This window comes from Chromobacterium sp. IIBBL 290-4, from assembly GCF_024207115.1.
In the GTDB taxonomy this organism is placed as follows: Bacteria; Pseudomonadota; Gammaproteobacteria; order Burkholderiales; family Chromobacteriaceae; genus Chromobacterium.
Genome location: NZ_CP100128.1, coordinates 4,556,253 through 4,573,189, shown reverse-complemented (window position 1 = coordinate 4,573,189; position 16,937 = coordinate 4,556,253). Strand labels below are relative to the sequence as shown.

The 16,937-nt window shown below is 54.0% G+C and carries 17 protein-coding genes and 1 pseudogene; 14 read left to right on the top strand and 4 right to left on the bottom strand.

Features of this window, described 5'->3' with window-relative positions; all coding sequences use genetic code 11:
* Position 1: 1 nt before the first annotated feature.
* The 10 genes from NKT35_RS21565 to NKT35_RS21520 all read left to right on the top strand — a co-directional run bounded on the left by NKT35_RS21565 (position 2) and on the right by NKT35_RS21520 (position 8,352).
* On the top strand, positions 2 to 262 hold the full coding sequence (locus NKT35_RS21565) for an EscS/YscS/HrcS family type III secretion system export apparatus protein (protein ID WP_254297148.1): 261 nt from the start codon (positions 2 to 4) through the stop codon (positions 260 to 262).
* 4 nt (positions 263 to 266) lie between these two features.
* Positions 267 to 1,040 (top strand): type III secretion system export apparatus subunit SctT, encoded by a 774-nt coding sequence (sctT, locus tag NKT35_RS21560; RefSeq protein ID WP_254297142.1) that lies wholly within the window; start codon positions 267 to 269, stop codon positions 1,038 to 1,040.
* 1 nt (position 1,041) lies between these two features.
* The gene (locus NKT35_RS21555) at positions 1,042 to 2,127 is read left to right on the top strand and encodes an EscU/YscU/HrcU family type III secretion system export apparatus switch protein (protein ID WP_254297139.1); all 1,086 of its coding nucleotides are present in this window, start codon (positions 1,042 to 1,044) and stop codon (positions 2,125 to 2,127) included.
* A gap of 114 nt (positions 2,128 to 2,241) precedes the next feature.
* On the top strand, positions 2,242 to 2,742 hold the full coding sequence (gene sicA / locus NKT35_RS21550) for a type III secretion system translocator chaperone SicA (protein WP_254297136.1): 501 nt from the start codon (positions 2,242 to 2,244) through the stop codon (positions 2,740 to 2,742).
* Positions 2,739 to 4,433 (top strand): type III secretion system translocon subunit SseC family protein, encoded by a 1,695-nt coding sequence (gene sctE / locus NKT35_RS21545; protein ID WP_254297134.1) that lies wholly within the window; start codon positions 2,739 to 2,741, stop codon positions 4,431 to 4,433. Before sicA ends, sctE begins: the two co-directional genes overlap by 4 nt.
* Before the next feature lie 13 nt (positions 4,434 to 4,446).
* Positions 4,447 to 5,331: an IpaC/SipC family type III secretion system effector gene (locus NKT35_RS21540; RefSeq protein ID WP_254297132.1), complete on the top strand. Its 885-nt coding sequence runs from the start codon at positions 4,447 to 4,449 to the stop codon at positions 5,329 to 5,331.
* Positions 5,325 to 6,395, top strand: coding sequence for an IpaD/SipD/SspD family type III secretion system needle tip protein (locus NKT35_RS21535; protein WP_254297130.1), 1,071 nt, complete (start codon positions 5,325 to 5,327; stop codon positions 6,393 to 6,395). The genes NKT35_RS21540 and NKT35_RS21535 overlap by 7 nt, the downstream gene beginning before the upstream one ends.
* Positions 6,396 to 6,447: 52 nt before the next feature.
* Positions 6,448 to 6,708: an acyl carrier protein gene (locus NKT35_RS21530; RefSeq protein WP_371926517.1), complete on the top strand. Its 261-nt coding sequence runs from the start codon at positions 6,448 to 6,450 to the stop codon at positions 6,706 to 6,708.
* Entirely contained in the window at positions 6,701 to 7,495 is a 795-nt protein-coding gene (locus NKT35_RS21525) for an EAL domain-containing protein (protein WP_254297127.1), read from the top strand. Before NKT35_RS21530 ends, NKT35_RS21525 begins: the two co-directional genes overlap by 8 nt.
* Before the next feature lie 86 nt (positions 7,496 to 7,581).
* Entirely contained in the window at positions 7,582 to 8,352 is a 771-nt protein-coding gene (locus tag NKT35_RS21520) for a hypothetical protein (protein ID WP_254297124.1), read from the top strand.
* A gap of 14 nt (positions 8,353 to 8,366) precedes the next feature.
* Here the strand turns inward: NKT35_RS21520 and NKT35_RS21515 are convergent, their stop codons facing one another.
* Positions 8,367 to 9,782, bottom strand: a complete 1,416-nt coding sequence (locus NKT35_RS21515; protein ID WP_254297121.1) for an aminotransferase-like domain-containing protein — start codon at positions 9,780 to 9,782, stop codon at positions 8,367 to 8,369.
* Between the two features lie 193 nt (positions 9,783 to 9,975).
* Here NKT35_RS21515 and NKT35_RS21510 point away from each other — a divergent pair, with 193 nt between their 5' ends.
* From NKT35_RS21510 to NKT35_RS21500, 3 genes are all read left to right on the top strand, one after another.
* Positions 9,976 to 10,602, top strand: a complete 627-nt coding sequence (locus NKT35_RS21510; RefSeq protein WP_254297119.1) for a LysE family translocator — start codon at positions 9,976 to 9,978, stop codon at positions 10,600 to 10,602.
* Between the two features lie 83 nt (positions 10,603 to 10,685).
* Complete coding sequence (gene gltX, locus NKT35_RS21505) at positions 10,686 to 12,077, top strand: glutamate--tRNA ligase (protein WP_254301422.1); 1,392 nt, start codon at positions 10,686 to 10,688, stop codon at positions 12,075 to 12,077.
* 119 nt (positions 12,078 to 12,196) lie between these two features.
* Positions 12,197 to 13,434, top strand: a protein-coding gene (locus NKT35_RS21500) for an IS3 family transposase (RefSeq protein WP_254294910.1) whose coding sequence is annotated in 2 segments (ribosomal slippage) — positions 12,197 to 12,547 and positions 12,550 to 13,434 — 1,236 coding nt in all. Because the reading frame shifts where the segments join, the coding sequence is not laid out codon by codon here.
* A 37-nt stretch (positions 13,435 to 13,471) separates the two neighbouring features.
* Here the strand turns inward: NKT35_RS21500 and NKT35_RS21495 are convergent.
* Positions 13,472 to 14,881 carry a radical SAM/SPASM domain-containing protein gene (locus tag NKT35_RS21495; protein WP_254297117.1) on the bottom strand — a complete coding sequence of 470 codons (1,410 nt, stop codon included), beginning with the start codon at positions 14,879 to 14,881 and terminating at the stop codon, positions 13,472 to 13,474.
* Between the two features lie 224 nt (positions 14,882 to 15,105).
* Positions 15,106 to 15,276, bottom strand: coding sequence for a hypothetical protein (locus tag NKT35_RS21490; RefSeq protein ID WP_254297115.1), 171 nt, complete (start codon positions 15,274 to 15,276; stop codon positions 15,106 to 15,108).
* Positions 15,277 to 15,614: 338 nt separating this feature from the next.
* Between NKT35_RS21490 and NKT35_RS21485 the strand changes: the two are divergent.
* Positions 15,615 to 16,070 (top strand): annotated as a pseudogene (locus NKT35_RS21485) (transposase); the annotation flags it as partial.
* Positions 16,071 to 16,343: 273 nt separating this feature from the next.
* Here NKT35_RS21485 and crcB read toward each other — a convergent pair.
* Positions 16,344 to 16,754, bottom strand: a complete 411-nt coding sequence (crcB, locus tag NKT35_RS21480; RefSeq protein WP_505190930.1) for a fluoride efflux transporter CrcB — start codon at positions 16,752 to 16,754, stop codon at positions 16,344 to 16,346.
* Between the last annotated feature and the right edge of the window lie 183 nt (positions 16,755 to 16,937).

Here is a 16,937-nt window from a genome sequence, read left to right as displayed (position 1 = left end):
AATGAATGACTTGGTTTTCGCCAGCAACCGCGCCTTGTACCTGGTGTTGCTGATGTCGGCCGGGCCCGTCGTGGTGGCGACGGTTATCGGCTTGCTGATCGGCCTGTTTCAAACGATTACCCAGCTGCAGGAGCAAACCCTGCCTTTCGGCATCAAATTGGTCGGCGTCAGCCTGTGCTTGTTTTTATTGTCGGGCTGGTATGGCGAAACGCTGCTGGGCTTCGCGCACGAGGCGATGCGGCTGGCGCTGCGCAAGGGATAGCCGCATGGCCGCGGGATTGTATTTCGACATTCATGGCTGGGCGGCGACGGCGGCGCTGGGCTTTGCCCGCGTGGGGCCGGTGTTCTTCATCTTGCCGTTTTTGAACAGCAATGTGTTGACCGGGGTGGCCCGCAGCGCCATCGCCATGCTGGTGGCGCAGGGCGTATGGCCGCATGAGGCCGGAGCCGCCATGCCTGTCGATATGCCGCCGTTCCCGCTGCTGCTGCTGCGGGAAACCATGATAGGCCTGCTATTGGGCGTGCTGCTGGCCTGGCCGTTCTGGGTGTTCCATGTTCTGGGCAGCGTCATCGACAACCAGCGCGGCGCCACCTTCAGCAGCAGCGTGGACCCGGCCAACGGTGTCGATACCTCGGAGCTGGCCAATCTGTTCAATCTGTTTTCGGCGGTGATCTATCTGCAAGGCGGCGGCATGGCGCTGATGCTGGAGATGTTCGCGCAAAGCTACCGGCTGTGCGATCCCTTGTCCGCCGGCATGCCTGCCTTGCAGCCGGTGCTGGGCGTGGCGGGGCGGATCATGGGCAAGGCCGTGGTGCTGGCCAGCCCCATGATCGCCGCCTTGTTGCTGACCGAAATGACTTTGGGGCTGTTGTCTCGCTTCGCCCAGCAACTCAATGCTTTTTCAGTGGCGATGACGGTGAAGAGCCTGGTCGCGCTGATCATCCTGCTGCTGTATTTCGAACCGGTGCTGTCGCGCGCGGTGGGGCAGCTTTCTGTTCATCCCGCCGCCTTGAGCGTCTGGCTGCCCGCGCCGAGCTGACATGGCAGAAAAAACCGAACAACCCACTCATAAGCGGCTGCGCGATTCCGCCAAAAAAGGCCAGTCCTTTAAAGGGCGCGACCTGATTATCTGCTGCATGACGCTGGCCGGCGTGGCTTGCCTGGTGTCCTTCGGCTCGCTGGTCGAGGTGATGGGCATGTTCCGCCAGGCGGTCGCTCATCGTTTTCAACTCGAAATCCATGGTTATGCGCTGGCGGTGCTGTGGCTCAGCGCCAAGCTGATGCTGCCGGTTTTGCTGGTCTGCATTCTGTCATCCGCCTTGCCCTCCCTGTTGTTCAGCGGCTTCGTGCTCGCTACCGAGGCCTTGAAGCTGAACTGGGAGGCCTTGAATCCGGTGGAGGGCGTCAAGCGCTTGTTCAGCCTGCGGACCGTCAAGGAGGTGGTGAAGGCGCTGCTGTATCTGGCCAGCTTCATGGTGGCCGGCATGGTGGTCTGGAATAAGCACAAGGTGCTGCTGTTTGCCCAGCTTTACGGCACGCCGGCCAATCTGGCGACAGTTTGGCGCGAACTATTGCTGTCGCTGGTGTTGACCTGTTTGGGCTGCATCGCGCTGATCGTGGTGCTGGATACCTTGGCCGAATACTTCTTGTTCATGAAGGACATGAAGATGGAAAAGGAGGAGGTGAAACGGGAAATGAAAGAGCAGGACGGCAATCCGGAAGTGAAGTCGCGCCGTCGCGAAGTACATATGGAGATTCTGTCCGAGCAAGTGAAGTCGGATGTGGCCAGCTCCAGGCTGGTGGTGGCCAATCCCACGCACATCGCCGTCGGCATTTATTTCCGGCCGGACTTGTCGCCGATTCCGCTGGTGTCAGTGCTGGAAACCAATCAGCGCGCGCTGGCGGTGCGGGCGTATGCGGAGAAAGTAGGCGTGCCAGTGGTGCAGGATATTGCGCTGGCGCGACGAATTTACGCCACTCACAGGCGTTACTCCTTCATCAGCCTTAAGGAAATCGACGCGGTCTTGCGCTTGCTGGTGTGGTTGGAAGAAGTGGAGAACGCGGGCAGCGTTCAGTCCGAAATGGACGCATCGACCGTGCTTGCCGCGGAAATGAGCGATTCTTGAATGTGAATGATGGTTTAACCGGGTTTAATGCATGGAATGGAACGCTCGATGCATGAACAGGATTGGAAAAGGCCAATCAGCCCGGCTTGAGATCAATTATCTAGGAGTGAAGTGATGGATCAGGCTAATGAAATGAATGATGAGCGCGTGGCGGAGTTGATCTGGGAAGCGATTAATGAAGGCGCGACTTTGAAAGACTTGCACGGCATTCCGCAGGAGATGATGGATGGGTTGTATGCCTATGCCTATGATTTTTACAACAAGGGCAGGCTGGATGATGCGGAAGTCTTCTTTAAATTCCTGTGCATCTATGACTTTTACAATCCTGATTACATTATGGGGATGGCGGCAGTCAGTCAATTAAGAAAAAACTATCAAAAAGCTTCGGATTTGTATGGATTGGCATTCGCACAGTCAAAGGATGATTATAAGCCTGTCTTCTTTTTAGGACAGTGCCAATTGATGATGAAGAAAGCAGCCAAGGCGAAGCAATGCTTTGAATTGGTTTGCGAGTACAGTGATGACGAACCTTTAAAGGGTAAAGCCAAGCTGTATTTGGAAGCCATGGCTGAGGTGGATAATGAGAGTCGGGAGCCTGAGGAGGAAGGGGTATGAACTGGGCGGTTGATAGAGGTGGGTCAAATTATGATGCTGTTAAAACGGTTGTTCATGGTCAGGTTCGTAAGGATGATAATTATGTTGCAAATGTAAACTCTGTTCATGAACAAATGCTTACGGTGGATGGAGATAATGGCACTGTAGATAGCACACCTTCCAATGCGCCTAATTTGTCCCCGCCACCTCGGCTGAGTCGCTCTGGCGTCTTGGCAAAATTTTTAGCCGAGTTAATCAGTCTTATCGGAGACTCGAATGTTAAGGATTTGGAGTCGAAGCTTGAAATTTACAAAGCTCAAATGAAGTCTGCTCAGGAAAGCGGGAAAAAGCTATCGGATGAGTTTGAGACCGCTGTAAACAATTCGGAAACTGCGACGAGTGATTATAAGAGCAGTAAAAGCGAATATGAAACAGCGCGCAGCGTTTATGACAATGCGGTGAGTGATGAGGGGGGTGCAAAGAGTAAACTGGATGATCTTGATAAGAAAGGTGTGGACAAAGAGAGTGACGAGTACAAAACCGCTAAAAATGCAGTAGAGAGTGCGACGGCTAAAGTCACATCGGCTGAAAAGACAGTTAATGGTTTGAAAACGGCTTTAGATGCCGCTGAAAAAAAAGCGACAGCGGCGGCAAATAAAGCAGATGCTTGCCTAACCGAGTGCAATAAGGCGGGAGTGGATAATGATGCGGTAGTCGCCAATGGAAAGCGCCATCTTGGAAATTTGGCTGAGATGACGTTATTGTTGGCGGATGCAAGTAAAACGATGGGTGAGGATAGTGAAAAAAGCTTAAATAACGATCTGGCTATATTCAAAGCAATGCAAGATGCAAGAATAAAGGAAATGGATAAGAAGGCGGAGGATATTGATAAGCAGGAAAAGAAGTCTGAAGCCCTGGGTTGTATTGGTAAGATTCTCGGTTTTTTGGTGACCCTTGTAAGCGTGGTTGGCGCTATTTTCACCGGAGGGGCTACTTTGGCGCTAGCTGTGGTGGGCTTGGCGTTGATGGCCGCGGATGAGGTATGCAAGGCGGTTACGGGGAAGTCATTCATAGAAGCGGCTTTGAAGCCTTTGATGGACAATATTATTAAGCCCCTGATGGAAAAACTTGGGAAAATGCTTAGCGGTATCCTGATGGCTTTTGGTGTGGATAAAGAAACGGCCGATATTGTCGGCAATGCATTGGCTAGCGTGGTCGTGGCATTAGTCATGGTGGCGGCAGTATCAATGGTGGGGAGGGGGGCTGTAAATAATATGGCATCCAAGATGACAGACCTGATAGCGGATAAGCTAGGGAAATTTATGCCCCAAATTCTAAAGGATTTGGGAACTGGGGTAAGCCAAGGCATGGGGAAGACGACGCAGCGGCTCCAAAACTTCATGAGCGGTGGAGATAAAGAGACACAAAACCTCATTGAGCGTGGCGCCAACTATGCGCAAACTGGAGGGGTTGTGCTCAAGGGGGGGACAGATATAGAGAAGGGATTTGCTGAGAAGCATAAGGCAGATGCGACTGCTGATTTTATGGTGGCAAAGGCATCGATGGATCAAATAAAAGAATGGATTCAGCAGTCTATCGATACATTTAATAAGGCATTCCAGGGGACTCAGGATATGGTGGTTACCATATCCGGGTATATCGCCAAGAATGAGGAAGCAGGCAAGTTCGTTCTCAGAGAAACAAAAGCGTAATTAGGAGATTGCCATGGATGTCGCGCTCAAACTAGGGTTTTCCCAATGTGTGGTGATGGATGATCACACGTACTCCAGCAATGATCCGCTTCCTGCCAAGCCTGGTCGAGTTGCTGATGTGGTGCAGGTAGATGTTGAGGTTGTGATAGGAAAAGATGCGCCTGGGTTGGCGACGCCGGTGGCGGAGAAAAACACAGACAGTATCACTCCTTGGAAAGCTAAACTTAAAGTGGAAGTCGATATCAATGGAGGCGATGATATTAATATTGCCGGCATGTCGAATCCAATGATCAATATGTTGATATTGATTATAGAGATAGCCGCTAAGATGAAAATAGTAGACGCCAAGTTGAGCGGACAATTTGCTCAGTTGCAATTCAATTCGACGGAGAAGGCTGCGGATGCAAAGCGGGCGGAAGGCATTGCCAATATGATGAGCGCAGTTTTTCAAGGGGCGGCAGGGATTTCGCTAGGCATGGGAGGCGGTCTTATGAAAGCGAATGGGTTGAGCAAAGAAAGAGATTTCAATCTTTCAATGGAAAAAAAAGATCTGATGCCTGCAGGGAAAAGTGGGAAAGCACAGGATCATTCCGATGGTTTTGAAGTGGACCTTAAGTTTAAGGCTGAACTGGCAAAAACAAGGGGCGATACCATGATGAATTTGGCAACGCCGACGGGGGCTTTGCTTTCTGCGCCCTTTCAATACATGTCGGCATCGTTTAATGCGGACTCCATGCTTTTTAGCGCGGATGCTGAAATGTGGGGACGAACCTCGCAGGATGCCGCAGATGCCAAAAAATCCATGGGCGATTTTATACAAGAGTTGTTTGGCGCTGTCGGAAAGTTGATTGACAGTATTGATGGCGCGGCTAGTCATGTGGCGCAAAAAATATGCTAGAGAGATTGGGCGGCGCGCCTGTGGCGGTTTGGACGTCAGATAATTTTAATGCAAATGAGGATAGGCGTAATGTCCTCCCTGCAGCGTCTCAAGGAGACAAACCATTATCTGGCAATGAGTTGAGTCTTTTGCAAGATGCAGGGAAGAAAGCGCGTAGCTTAGGTAGTGCGCAACGTGCAATTTCGGAAAAGGTTATTGCCGGTAATGTGCCATCATCTGATGATGTGGCGGCTAAAAATCTGGCCATGCATCAGTTGAGTGGGGCTATGCATGGACTGGATGCGGGAGGCTTGCCCTTGGCACGATTCCCGAAAGCAAGCTTTGTCATGCCGGAAACAGAAGGCTTCGCGCGATCGGCAAGGTTTAAAAGGGCTGCTTTTGAAAGCGGCTCATCAAGTGAAGGAGCTGATATCCTCGCTTCTGGCGACTTCAAGCTGTGGGGGGATGTGGCTGGTTATATTGGAAATATAAATAAAGAATATTTGTTGAAATATCAGGAGATTGTTGCTGGCTATACTGAGTTTTATAAAAAATTCAGCTCTAATGTGTTGGCAAATTTAGGTGGATGGGTTCACGATGCTGGGGATAAGGGTGATAAGGTAAAGATTGATAAGGATAAAATACAGGGGGCCTTGAAAACGCTGAATGATGAATTTAGTAAAGAAGATAAAGTTCTTTATACTGGAGAAAAGGCGGCGGAGTTTTTCAAGGATTTGACAGGAAAAGAAGCGGCTCAGGATACCAAGGCGGGTGGCTTTTGGTATTGGAATAACAAAATTTATGTCAATACGGATTGGTCAGCTAAGGACGGGGCCGATAATGGCGTGCTACAGGTCATGATTCATTCTCTGGATGGAGATGGCTTGGATACAGAAATGAACAGCGCAAAATTCCAGGCCTGGAAATCAGGGTTCGATTCGGAAGCTGAACAGTTGAAAAACACTTTGCAAACGCTGACGCAGAAATACAGCAATGCTAACTCGATATTCGATAATCTGGTGAAGGTATTGAGCAGCACGATTACGGCATGTATGGAAACGGCAAAAGCGTTTTTCCAAATATAAGGCGGAGAGCGATGTGTTAGGAAGTGTAGATAATGCAACCATCTCCACGCAGATGGAGGGCAGAGTGAGGCGCGTGTTGCATGTCAGTTTGGGCAGGGCGGAGGCCAGGCTGCTTCCGCATCTGCGTTTGGTTGACGATTTGTACGCTGACTCGATGGAGCTGCTGGATATGGTTTTGAGTCTGAATAATGAGTTTGGCATCGATATCCAGGCTCAGGATGTCGCAGCGATGCGCACTGTCGCCGATGTCGTCGCGGTGATTGCGCGTCTGACAAGGGGGGAGGAGGCGGAGGGGAAACATCTTGATGCGTGAAGCGGCGCCTCTGCCCGATCTGACCATGCTGTCGAGTGCTCTGCGCGCCGGCGAGTTCCGAATGTGCTATCAGCCGCAGCTATGTTGCCGGAGCTTGAGGGTCGTCGGCGCCGAGGCCTTGATGCGTTGGAACAGCAGCGTCGTTGGACGAGCGGTTAGCCCGGCGGAATTCATTCCGCAGGCCGAGCGGAATGGCTTTATCGTCGAGTTGGGCGGTTGGAGCATGTCTGCGGCCTTGCGAGAGTTGTTGCGCTGGCGGCGGGCGGTTTCGCTCGAGAGTGGTTTTCGTTTGGCGATCAACCTCTCAGGAAGGCAGATGACGGCAGGTTTGCCGAGCAAGGTGGCGGCCTTGCTGGAGGAGGTGGAGGTCGCTCCCGAGTGGGTGGAGTTGGAAATTACGGAATCTTACAGTCACCAGGATATCGGCTTGATGGCGAATGTCGCCTCGCGATTGCGCGACATGGGCTTGGGCATCGCCATTGATGATTTTGGCACTCGCTTTTCGGTGATGGAGTATCTGCGGCGCATGCCGGCGACGCGGATCAAGATCGATGGCAGCTTGACCCGGCAGATACTGGTTTCGCCGCGCGACTATTCCATCATGCGAAACCTGATCCGCATGATAGGCGAACTGGGCATGGAGAGCGTGTGCGAAGGCGTGGAAACCGCCGAACAATTGGCGGCGATCCAGGACATGGGCGCCGATTGTTGGCAGGGCTTTCTGTTTTCGCCCGGGGTCACCGGCGAAGCTTTCCAGTCCTTGCTGGGCGATGCCCGCCAGCAATGAGCGCGGCATGAAGCTGCGCATGGCCGGCCTGGGGTATACTCCGACGATTCTGCGGCGGCAAGCCGCATAATCGTATCGGGGTAGAAATGGCGGAACAACATTCCCTTTTTGGCGGCGCGCAGGAAACCATGGCGCGCGGCGCTTGGCAGGCGGGCTTGCCGGCGGTGCTGACTTTCCCGGATGAGCGGCCTATCGTCGGCAGCGATCTGGATGTGTTCAAAGAGTATTTCGGCGCCACTGTGGCGCAGGCGCTGGCGGCGCTGGGCATTCAAACCCACGGCCGCTGGTCTACCATCGTCAAGAAAAACGCCGACAAGCCGGTGGATGGGGCGATCGCCAATCTGGTGCGCTGGTATGCGGCGCATCCCGAGCGTTTTCCGTTCGGCCAGGTGGATATGCCGACACTGCGTTTGCGCTTGTCCATCAATCAGGATTCCTTCGCCCAATTGTTTGGCCGCCGCAAGGTGGCGGTATCGCATTGGGAGCGCAAGCAGGTCAAGCCTGAGCCGCAAGTCCAGATCATCGCCCGCGAAATCGACGATTTGTTGAAGAGCTATGAGCAGCAGGCGGAGCAGGAGCGCGATGGCTCGCCGCGGATGATAGTCCAGCATCTCTTCCATAAACTGGACGAGGTGGAGCAGGACAAAGCCCTGCGGGGCAAGAGCGAGATCTTGGCGGCGATCCGCGAAACCTTGTCGATGCAGGAAAAAAACATCCTGGTCAAACAGGAAACGACTACGCGCAGCCTGGATATGCTGCATGAGTTCATGGACATCGCGGCCCTGAACGCCAGCTTGATTCCCGCCTCTCCTCCGCGCCGCAAGGCTGTCGTGGCCGCCGCCGCCAACGACGATTGACCGCCGGCGGCGGCTCAGGACGCCGCCGCTAATTCTCCCACTCTGATCAGCGCGCGCTCGTAAGCTTCGTTCCAGGGGTAGCAGCAAGACAAGCGCAAGCAGTTGCGATAGCGGCCCTTGGCGGAATACATCGCGCCCGGCACTACGGTGATGCGTTCGGCCAGCGCGGCCTGAAACAATTGCATGGTGTCGGCGTGGCTGGGCAGCTCCACCCACAGCAGGCAGCCGCCGGAAGGCAGGGTGGCGCGGGTGCCGGCCGGGAAATGCTGCGCCACCGCGCCGCGCAGTTTTTCCATCTGGCTCATGAAATGGCGGCGGATCAGCCGCAAGTGGTGGTCGTAGCCGCCGCTCTCTAGATATTCCGCCAGCGTTTCCTCCAGCAGCGCCGGCTGTCCCAGGCTGCTGGAGAATTTCAGCCGCCGCACGGCGCTGAGGAAGCGTCCGGGCGCGATCCAGCCTATGCGGAAGCCCGGCGCCAGCGTTTTGCTGTAGCTGGCGCACAGCAGCACCCAGCCGTCGCGGTCGTAGGCTTTCACCGCATCGGGCGTGGTCGCGCCGTAGAACAGGTCGGCGTGCGGCACGTCCTCGATCAAGGGCACTTGATAGTCGTTGACCAATTGCGCCAGCCGCTGTTTGGCTTCCGGCGGCATGGTGCTGCCCAGCGGATTGTGCACGGTGGGCATGGCGACGATGGCGTTCAGCCTTTTTTCCGACAATAACAATTCCAGCGCGTCCAGCGCCAAACCGCTGGTTGGGTGGGTGGGGATTTCGATCACCGACAGGCCCAGGTCTTTCAGCATGGGCAGCATGGCGAAATAGGTGGGCGATTCCACCCCCACGGTGTCGCCCGGCTTGCAGGTGGCGCGCAGGGCCATTTGCAGCGCTTCGGTGCAGCCATTGGTGATCACCAGGTCTTCGGCCGCCAATACGCAGCCCCAGCCCACCGCCCGCTGGGCGATCTGGCGGCGCAGCCTTTCCGATCCCGGCGGGAAGGGGTAGTCGGTGGTCAGTTCCGGGTGCTGGCGCAATAGCCGGCCCATAATGTGCTTGAAGCGGGTGGTGGGGTAGAAGTCGCTGCCGCGCGGGCTGGCCAAGGACAGGTCGATGAAGTCCTCGCGCGTTTGCGCGCCCATCACCGCCTCGATCTGGTCCACCACCTCGCCGGTATGGTGGGCGGCGCTTTGGCGGCGCATGCGCGGCAAGGGCAGGCTGGCGGCCGATTTGACGTAGAAACCGGATTGCGGCCGCGCCTCTATCAAGCCGCGGTCTTCCAGGGTGCGGTAAGTTTGCAGAATGGTGGACGGGCTGACCTTGTGCAGCGCGCAGGCCTTGCGCACCGAGGGCATCCGTTCGCCCGGCCGCACGGTGCCGTCCTGGATCAGGGTGGTCCATTCATTGACCAGCTGTTGGTATAGCGGCTCTGCGCTCATGTTGCGCTGCTCCTGTCGGTACAGTTGGTGGCGTTTGTAACCATAACAGTTTGGCAATCTCAAAACTGTTATGGTCTCAATTCTATTTTTCTGAATCTGTAATTGTCCAGTCCAAACGCTTAATATGGCTGCCATGAATCGGGGCGGTGCCTCGTCAATGCCGGCATGGGCCGGTTGCGGTTTTGGAGTGGTCATGAATCTGCTTGCGCTTGTCACTTACCTGCTGGTGATGTCCATCACCCCGGGCCCCAATAATCTGGTGCTGGCCTCGTCCGGCGTGAATTTCGGTTTCTCCCGCACTTTGCCGTCCTTGCTGGGCATGGCGCTCGGCTTGTCGCTGCAAGTCGGCATCCTGAGCGTGGGTCTGGGCGCTCTGATGTCGGCGATGGAGTCTCTGCAGCTGTATCTGGCCATCGCCGGCTGCGCGTATCTGCTGTGGCTGTCCTGGGGCATGGCGCGCGCCGGCAGCGTGAAGGGCGGCGAAACCGGCGCCAAGCCGATGGGCTTCATCAGCGGCGTGATGTTCAATTGGCTCAATCCCAAGGTATGGCTGATGGGCTTCAATCTGGTGATGGTGTTTCTGCCGGCGCATATGAACCCGTGGCATGCCGCGGCGCTGTTCGCGCTGATCACTTTTTTCACCAGCCTGCCTTGCATCGCGGTGTGGGCCGGCTCCGGCGTGGCGATCCGCCGCTTTCTGGATTCTCCGCCGCGCCTGAAAGCGTTTAATTGCAGCATGGCGGCCTTGCTGGCGCTGACTGCGATGTGGCTGTTGGCGGAAATGATGCCGGCCAACTCCATGGCCGCCTGGATGGCTTGATAAAGTTTCTGCAGCCCGCGTTTGCGGGCTGTTTTGTTGGCAGCGTACAATAAGCCCCTTTGCGTTTCTTTAGAGTCCCATCCATCATGATCCGTACCCGTTTCGCTCCCAGTCCCACCGGCTATCTCCACATCGGCGGCGTGCGCACCGCGCTGTTCTCCTGGGCCTTTGCCCGCAAGAACAAGGGCGTGTTCGTGCTGCGCATCGAAGACACCGATCTGGAGCGCTCCACGCCGGAATCGGTGAAGGCGATCATGGACGGTATGCACTGGGTGGGCTTGGACTACGATGAGGGCCCGTTCTACCAGACCCATCGTTTCGACCGTTACAAGGAAGTGATCCAGCAACTGCTGGCTTCCGGCGATGCCTACCACTGCTATTGCAGCAAGGAAGAGCTGGAAACGATGCGCGCCGAGCAGGAAGCGCGCGGCGAGAAGCCGCGTTATGACCGCCGCTGGCGTCCGGAAGCCGGCAAGACCCTGCCGGCCGTCCCGGAAGGCGTGCAGCCGGTGGTGCGCTTCAAGACTCCGCTGGACGGCGTGGTGGCTTGGGACGACGCGGTGAAAGGCCGCATCGAAATCGGCAACCAGGAACTGGACGATCTGATCATCGCCCGCCCGGATGGCAGCCCGACCTATAACTTCTGCGTGGTGGTGGACGACTGGGACATGCAGATCACCCACGTGATCCGCGGCGACGACCACGTCAACAATACTCCGCGCCAGATCAACATCCTGAAGGCGCTGAACGCGCCGCTGCCGGTGTACGGCCATCTGCCGATGATCCTGAATGAAGACGGCCAGAAGATGTCCAAGCGCCGCGACGCGGTCAGCGTGGTGGACTACGCCGACAAGGGCATTCTGCCGGAAGCGCTGCTGAACTACCTGGCGCGCCTGGGCTGGGGCCACGGCGACGAAGAGTTCTTCAGCATGGAGCAGTTCGTCGAGTGGTTCACGCTGGAGGCGGTGAGCCCGTCCGCCAGCCGTTTCAACCAAGAAAAATTCATGTGGCTGAACGCCCAACACATCAAGGCCGCCGACAACGCGCGTCTGGCCGGGCTGATCGCGCCGCGCCTGGCCGCCGCCAATGTGGATACGACGAGCGGCCCGGCCATCGGCGACGTGCTGGCGCTGGTGAAGGAGCGCGTGCAGGATCTGAACGCGCTGGCGCTGGAAGTCGATTACTTCTACAAAAAGCGCGAGCCGGCCGCCGCCGATGTGGAGAAGCATCTGGCCGGTGACGCTGTAGCGCGCATGGGCCGCTTCGCCGACCGTCTGGCCGCGCTGGAAGCCTGGACCGCCGAGAGCATCCATGAGCTGTTCAAGCCCTTCTGCGCCGACGAAGGCATCAAGATGGGCCAGCTGGGCATGCCGCTGCGCGTGCTGGTGTGCGGCACCACCCAGACCCCGTCGGTGGACGCGGTGCTGGCGCTGATCGGCAAGGAAGAAGTGCTGCGCCGTATTCGGTTGAAGTGATCATGTAGAGTTTTGTAGTGAAAGAAAAGGCGCGTCGATGACGCGCCTTTTTTACATCCTTGTGCCTGTCCCGTCCTGGAATAAGTTGACACTTTTTCGCCGTAACGAAGGAGAGTCACATGGAATCAAGGATTAAACGTACCCAGCAAGACTACAGCCTGGCTTTTAAACTGTCGGTCGTAGAGCAGGTAGAAAAAGGCGAACTGACTTACAAAGAGGCGCAACGCCGCTATGGTATTCAAGGTCGTTCGACGGTGCTGGTATGGTTACGTAAGCACGGTTTGCAGGACTGGAGTGCCCAGCCCTCCCGTAGCGCCCAGGGGATCGCGATGGGGAATCAAGGCAACAAGCCGCTGACGCCAGAACAGCGGATCAAGGAACTGGAAACCCAACTCAAAGAGGCCAATGAGAAGGCGCAGCTATTCGAAGCGATGCTTGAGGTCTTGAAGAAAGACTACGGGGTGCGCGTAGTAAAAAAGCCTTCGGGCAGGTCCTTGCCCAAAGGCTCGTCCAGGGGTTGAGCGTGGGCCGGGCCTGTCGATATGTCCAGCTGAGCCGCCAGGCCTATTACAAGCGCCGCCAAAGCGAAAGCCATCGTGCCGAACGGAATGGCAAAGTGATCGCGTGGGTGAGGGACGTGCGCTTGCGCCAGCCCCGACTGGGAACGCGGAAGCTGCACCATGTGCTGCAATCGCGAATGGCGGAAGCGGGGATCAAGCTGGGACGGGACGGTTTGTTCGATCTGTTGCGTACAGCCCGCCTGCTGGTCGTGCCGCAGCGGGCGTACCATAAGACCACACACAGTCACCATCGCTTTTACCGCCATCCTAATCTGCTCAAGGCCGGGCCGCACCAAGTCGTCCCGACGGGGCCGGAGCAGGTCTGGGTGGCGGATATCACCTACTTGCCGACAGCGCAGCGGTTTGCTTACCTGAGTCTCGTGACTGACGCTTACTCAAGGAAAATTGTTGGGTATCACGTGCATGACAGCCTGCAGGCGGAGGAAGTCAGCGGAGCCCTCAAAATGGCCTTGCGGACGCGACGTTCACGGCAGCCGTTGATTCACCACTCCGATCGCGGCATTCAGTATTGTTCGGCCTACTATCAGCAGATCCACGAACGACACGGGCTGATGTGCTCAATGACGGATGGCTACGATTGCTACCAGAATGCCCTGGCAGAGCGGGTGAACGGCATTCTAAAAGGCGAACTGCTGCTGCATCGCCCAGCCGATTTGCAGCAGGCGAGGAAAATGGTGGAGCAGTCGGTGAGGATCTACAACCAGGAGCGCCCTCACCAGGGCTTGAAATACAAGACGCCCGATGAGGTACATCGGGCGTCTGTCGCGAGCATCTGACCAGCGCATGCGGCGCGCTGGCAGGTGTCAACCTATGTCAGGACTGGACATTGAATAGAATTTCTGATGGATTTGCATTTTCTTTATGAGCGAGGTTGTTCTTTTTGATTGTCATCCAATAGTCTAGTAATAAAAGTTCTTGAATGTTTGACTTGAATGACGGGCAGCCGCTCTTGCCGTTGTACCAGTGTTTAGCACATCCTCCTCCACAAACTGGGAAAAGTGGGCAGTTTGGACAGGGAGACATATTTTTATGAATGTCTTTATACCATTCTCGAGTTATTGCCTTGTCATTTTTAATCAGCTGAATGGTTTGTAAGTTGCCAATTTTATATTCAGGTTTCTCGTACTGGGCTGTGTAAGGAAACTCATAGCAGGGATATATATTTCCAAATGCATCATACACCTCGTTGTCTGGCATTACTACCATGCATGGAGCAAAGCTTCGATCTGGAATTTGGCGGCCAACGGCGAAGCCTTTATTGATTGCATATATGATCCAGCTAATCATTTTGTTGCTAAAATCGGCCGCGCTTAGACTGTCTCGATCAGCATTGTTTCCGCCCCAGTCTGATATTGGATTGAAGGATAGGCTGATCCCTTTTTTTTGTAAATTCTTTTCTGATAAGTAGTCGATTAATTCAGTAACTGAGTCTTGGTTGTGTTGATTTATGTTGATGCGAATTATGATATGGCTTTTGTTTCCAGAGTACTCGGAAAGTGATGTTACTTGTTCAATGTTGTGAATGATTGTGGAAAAGCTCCCTTTCCCATTCTTTAATGGCCGGTTTTCGTTATGTATAGGTTCAACTCCATCGATTGTTATTTGAAATCGATTTATTTTTGTGGATGCTAGTTTCTTATAAACCTCCGGCTTAAGGCTGAGTCCGTTTGTAATCATAAACCCATCATATTTTATATTATTCTCATTGCAATACTCTATCAGATTATTACTAATGGATTGGATTTTTTTTAACGCCAAAATTGGCTCTCCACCATACCATGTTATATGAAGATACTGATGTGAATTTTTACTAATCGTGCTTTTTATCCTGTCTAGCATTTTAATGCTAAGGTCTTGTGTAATATTATCTTTGCTATGGCTTTGTCCGCAGTAATGACAACCGAGCTGGCAATTTGCTGTGGGTTGTATGGTTATTGATAGTGTGGTGTTTTTTTTGTTCTCACTTTGATTTATTTGAAGAATCTGTTCGAATTCGTTTTCAGTAGGTGGGATAAGTGCCTCACACTCTACTAGCTGTTCAATGATTTCTGGTGGAATGGATTCGAGCATGTTTTGCTCTAATGCTTGGAAGGTTTTTTCTTTTATTAGGAAAGTTTTTCCACTTCGTGTTGCAAACAGGATACGGCTGGGCTCTTCTCTGCCGGGTGGTTTAAATGGTGCGGATGCAATAAGGTATTTTGATTTGACATGGGTTGTGTTCATTATGAGTAGGCCTCTTGCTATATTCTATGGTTATAATTATTTTCAAACTTTTTATTATTATATAAATTTGGTGTGGGGTGTTTTCAATTTTCGAGTGATGAGATGTAATCATGTGCTGCAATTGGGTGCTCAATAATGGTTAAGCTGTATTATTTTATTGCTTATGTTTGTTTGGTGTGAGGAGCAGCCCCAAAAGATGTGATTTTCGGGGCTGCTATTGTTAATTACTGAGCGCTAGAGTAATTATCTTCACATGTTACAACTTTATAGCCTCTTGAGCAGCTATCCTCTGCGTCATACTGTATGCCGCCAGAAATATATTGAAGATCTTGTTCTTCAATTTTTCCCATTTCAATCAGTTCGCTAATTTGATATTTCAGATCATTGTTTAGCATTTTAAATTCCTTCTTTGAGATTGGAGGTGCGATTTCATGAAAATTACTTTTTACAGATTGGCACAGGTTAAGTGATTTTCTATGGAATCGAGGTTGATTATTTTCTTGATTTTAATATTTGTCAAAAAAGTTTGCGCGCACCGAATATTACTGTGTCATTTTTGCTTGTTTCGATATGGTTTAGCCCAGTTGGTCTTTTTCTGAAATTACTTTTACGTATGGTTTTTATTCAATTTACTTGACATGTTATTGTCATGTTTTATTGTGGGTGTGATTGGGGTTTTGTTAATGGTATGGACGCCCCTCCCCTAGGTTGGCATGGTGGCGTCATGGTGAGGCAAACTCACGCCATCGAGCTGACAGACAACCGCCAGGAATATACGCAAATTTACCTTCGCTATTGACGCAAATCCCGGCCGGTGAGTCGATAGCCTGTGTGAGCGGTGATGGGGTTTTCGATGCCAAGGCGTGCCATGAAGCGATTGCCGCTTGAGGAGCGATCGGGTGCATCACGACGCGCAAGAATGCGAGGCCATGGAAAGGAAGCTTGCTGGGTGTGCTGGTACGAAACGAAACTCTCCGGGCCGCAAACAACTCGGCAGAGCGCTTTGGCAGAGTTGGAGCGGCTACCACCACCGCAGCTTGGTGCAAACCAAGATGCATTGGTTCAAACTGCAGGGTGAAAGGGTGAGGGCCCGGCATTTCGATGGTCAAGTGGCAGAGCGACAAGTGCGCGTAGCGCTTTGAACCGCAGCAGTATGCTGGGCTGTCCTTGCATGGTGGCTGTGGCGTAAATCCGTTTGGGGAAAGGGTGTCTCGCGCTGTTCAGGATTTATGCAACAACGCGAATCCTCATTGCAATACAAATTATGGTATTGGAGAGGTTTGTTGAATTGAATCAACTAAAAGCTGCTAACAAAACCTCGTAGAGCACCTGAGGCAAGGCGCACTGACACAGACAGTGCAAGCAGTACGGCAAGTCAGCGCAACGCAGCATCAGGGTTTTGTTAGTAGCTCTAAGGAGATGTGCGGCGAGTGACGGGATAGGCGTCGCAAGATATGGGGCGCTACCGGCGCATCCACTGCCAACTTGCCATGCCGGCCAGGGTCATCAGCAAGGAGCCGCTAACGTGAACGGCGATGGCGCTGAAGGCGGGCAGCAATTGGCCTTGGCGCAGCAAGTCCACCACTTCGGCCGAAAACGTGGAAAAGGTGGTGAGGCCGCCGCAGAAGCCGGTGATGATCAGGAGCCTCCACAGCGGAGACAAGCCGGGCATGTCGGCGAACAGCGCGACGGCCAGGCCTATGATGTAGCCGCCTATCAGATTGGCCGCCAGGGTGCCGGGCGGCAGCGAAGGAAACAGGCTGTTCAGGCGCATGCCGAGAAACCAGCGCAGCAGCGCGCCGGAGGCGGCGCCAATGGCGATGGCGAGTATGGATTTCCACATGGCGTCGGACGAAGGTTTGGTGAGGTGCATGCATTTTGCCCGGCTCCTGGCTTGGCGTACAGGCGGATGGATTGCGGCGCAGGAGAGGGGGATGGTTGAGGCCTGGCGGAGCGGGGCCAAAAAAAAGAGCCCCATCGGGGCTCTGAATTGCACCTTCGCTCAGGTGACCAGATTTTTGGCCTGGCGGCGCAATCATCCGGTCGCGTCCGGCTC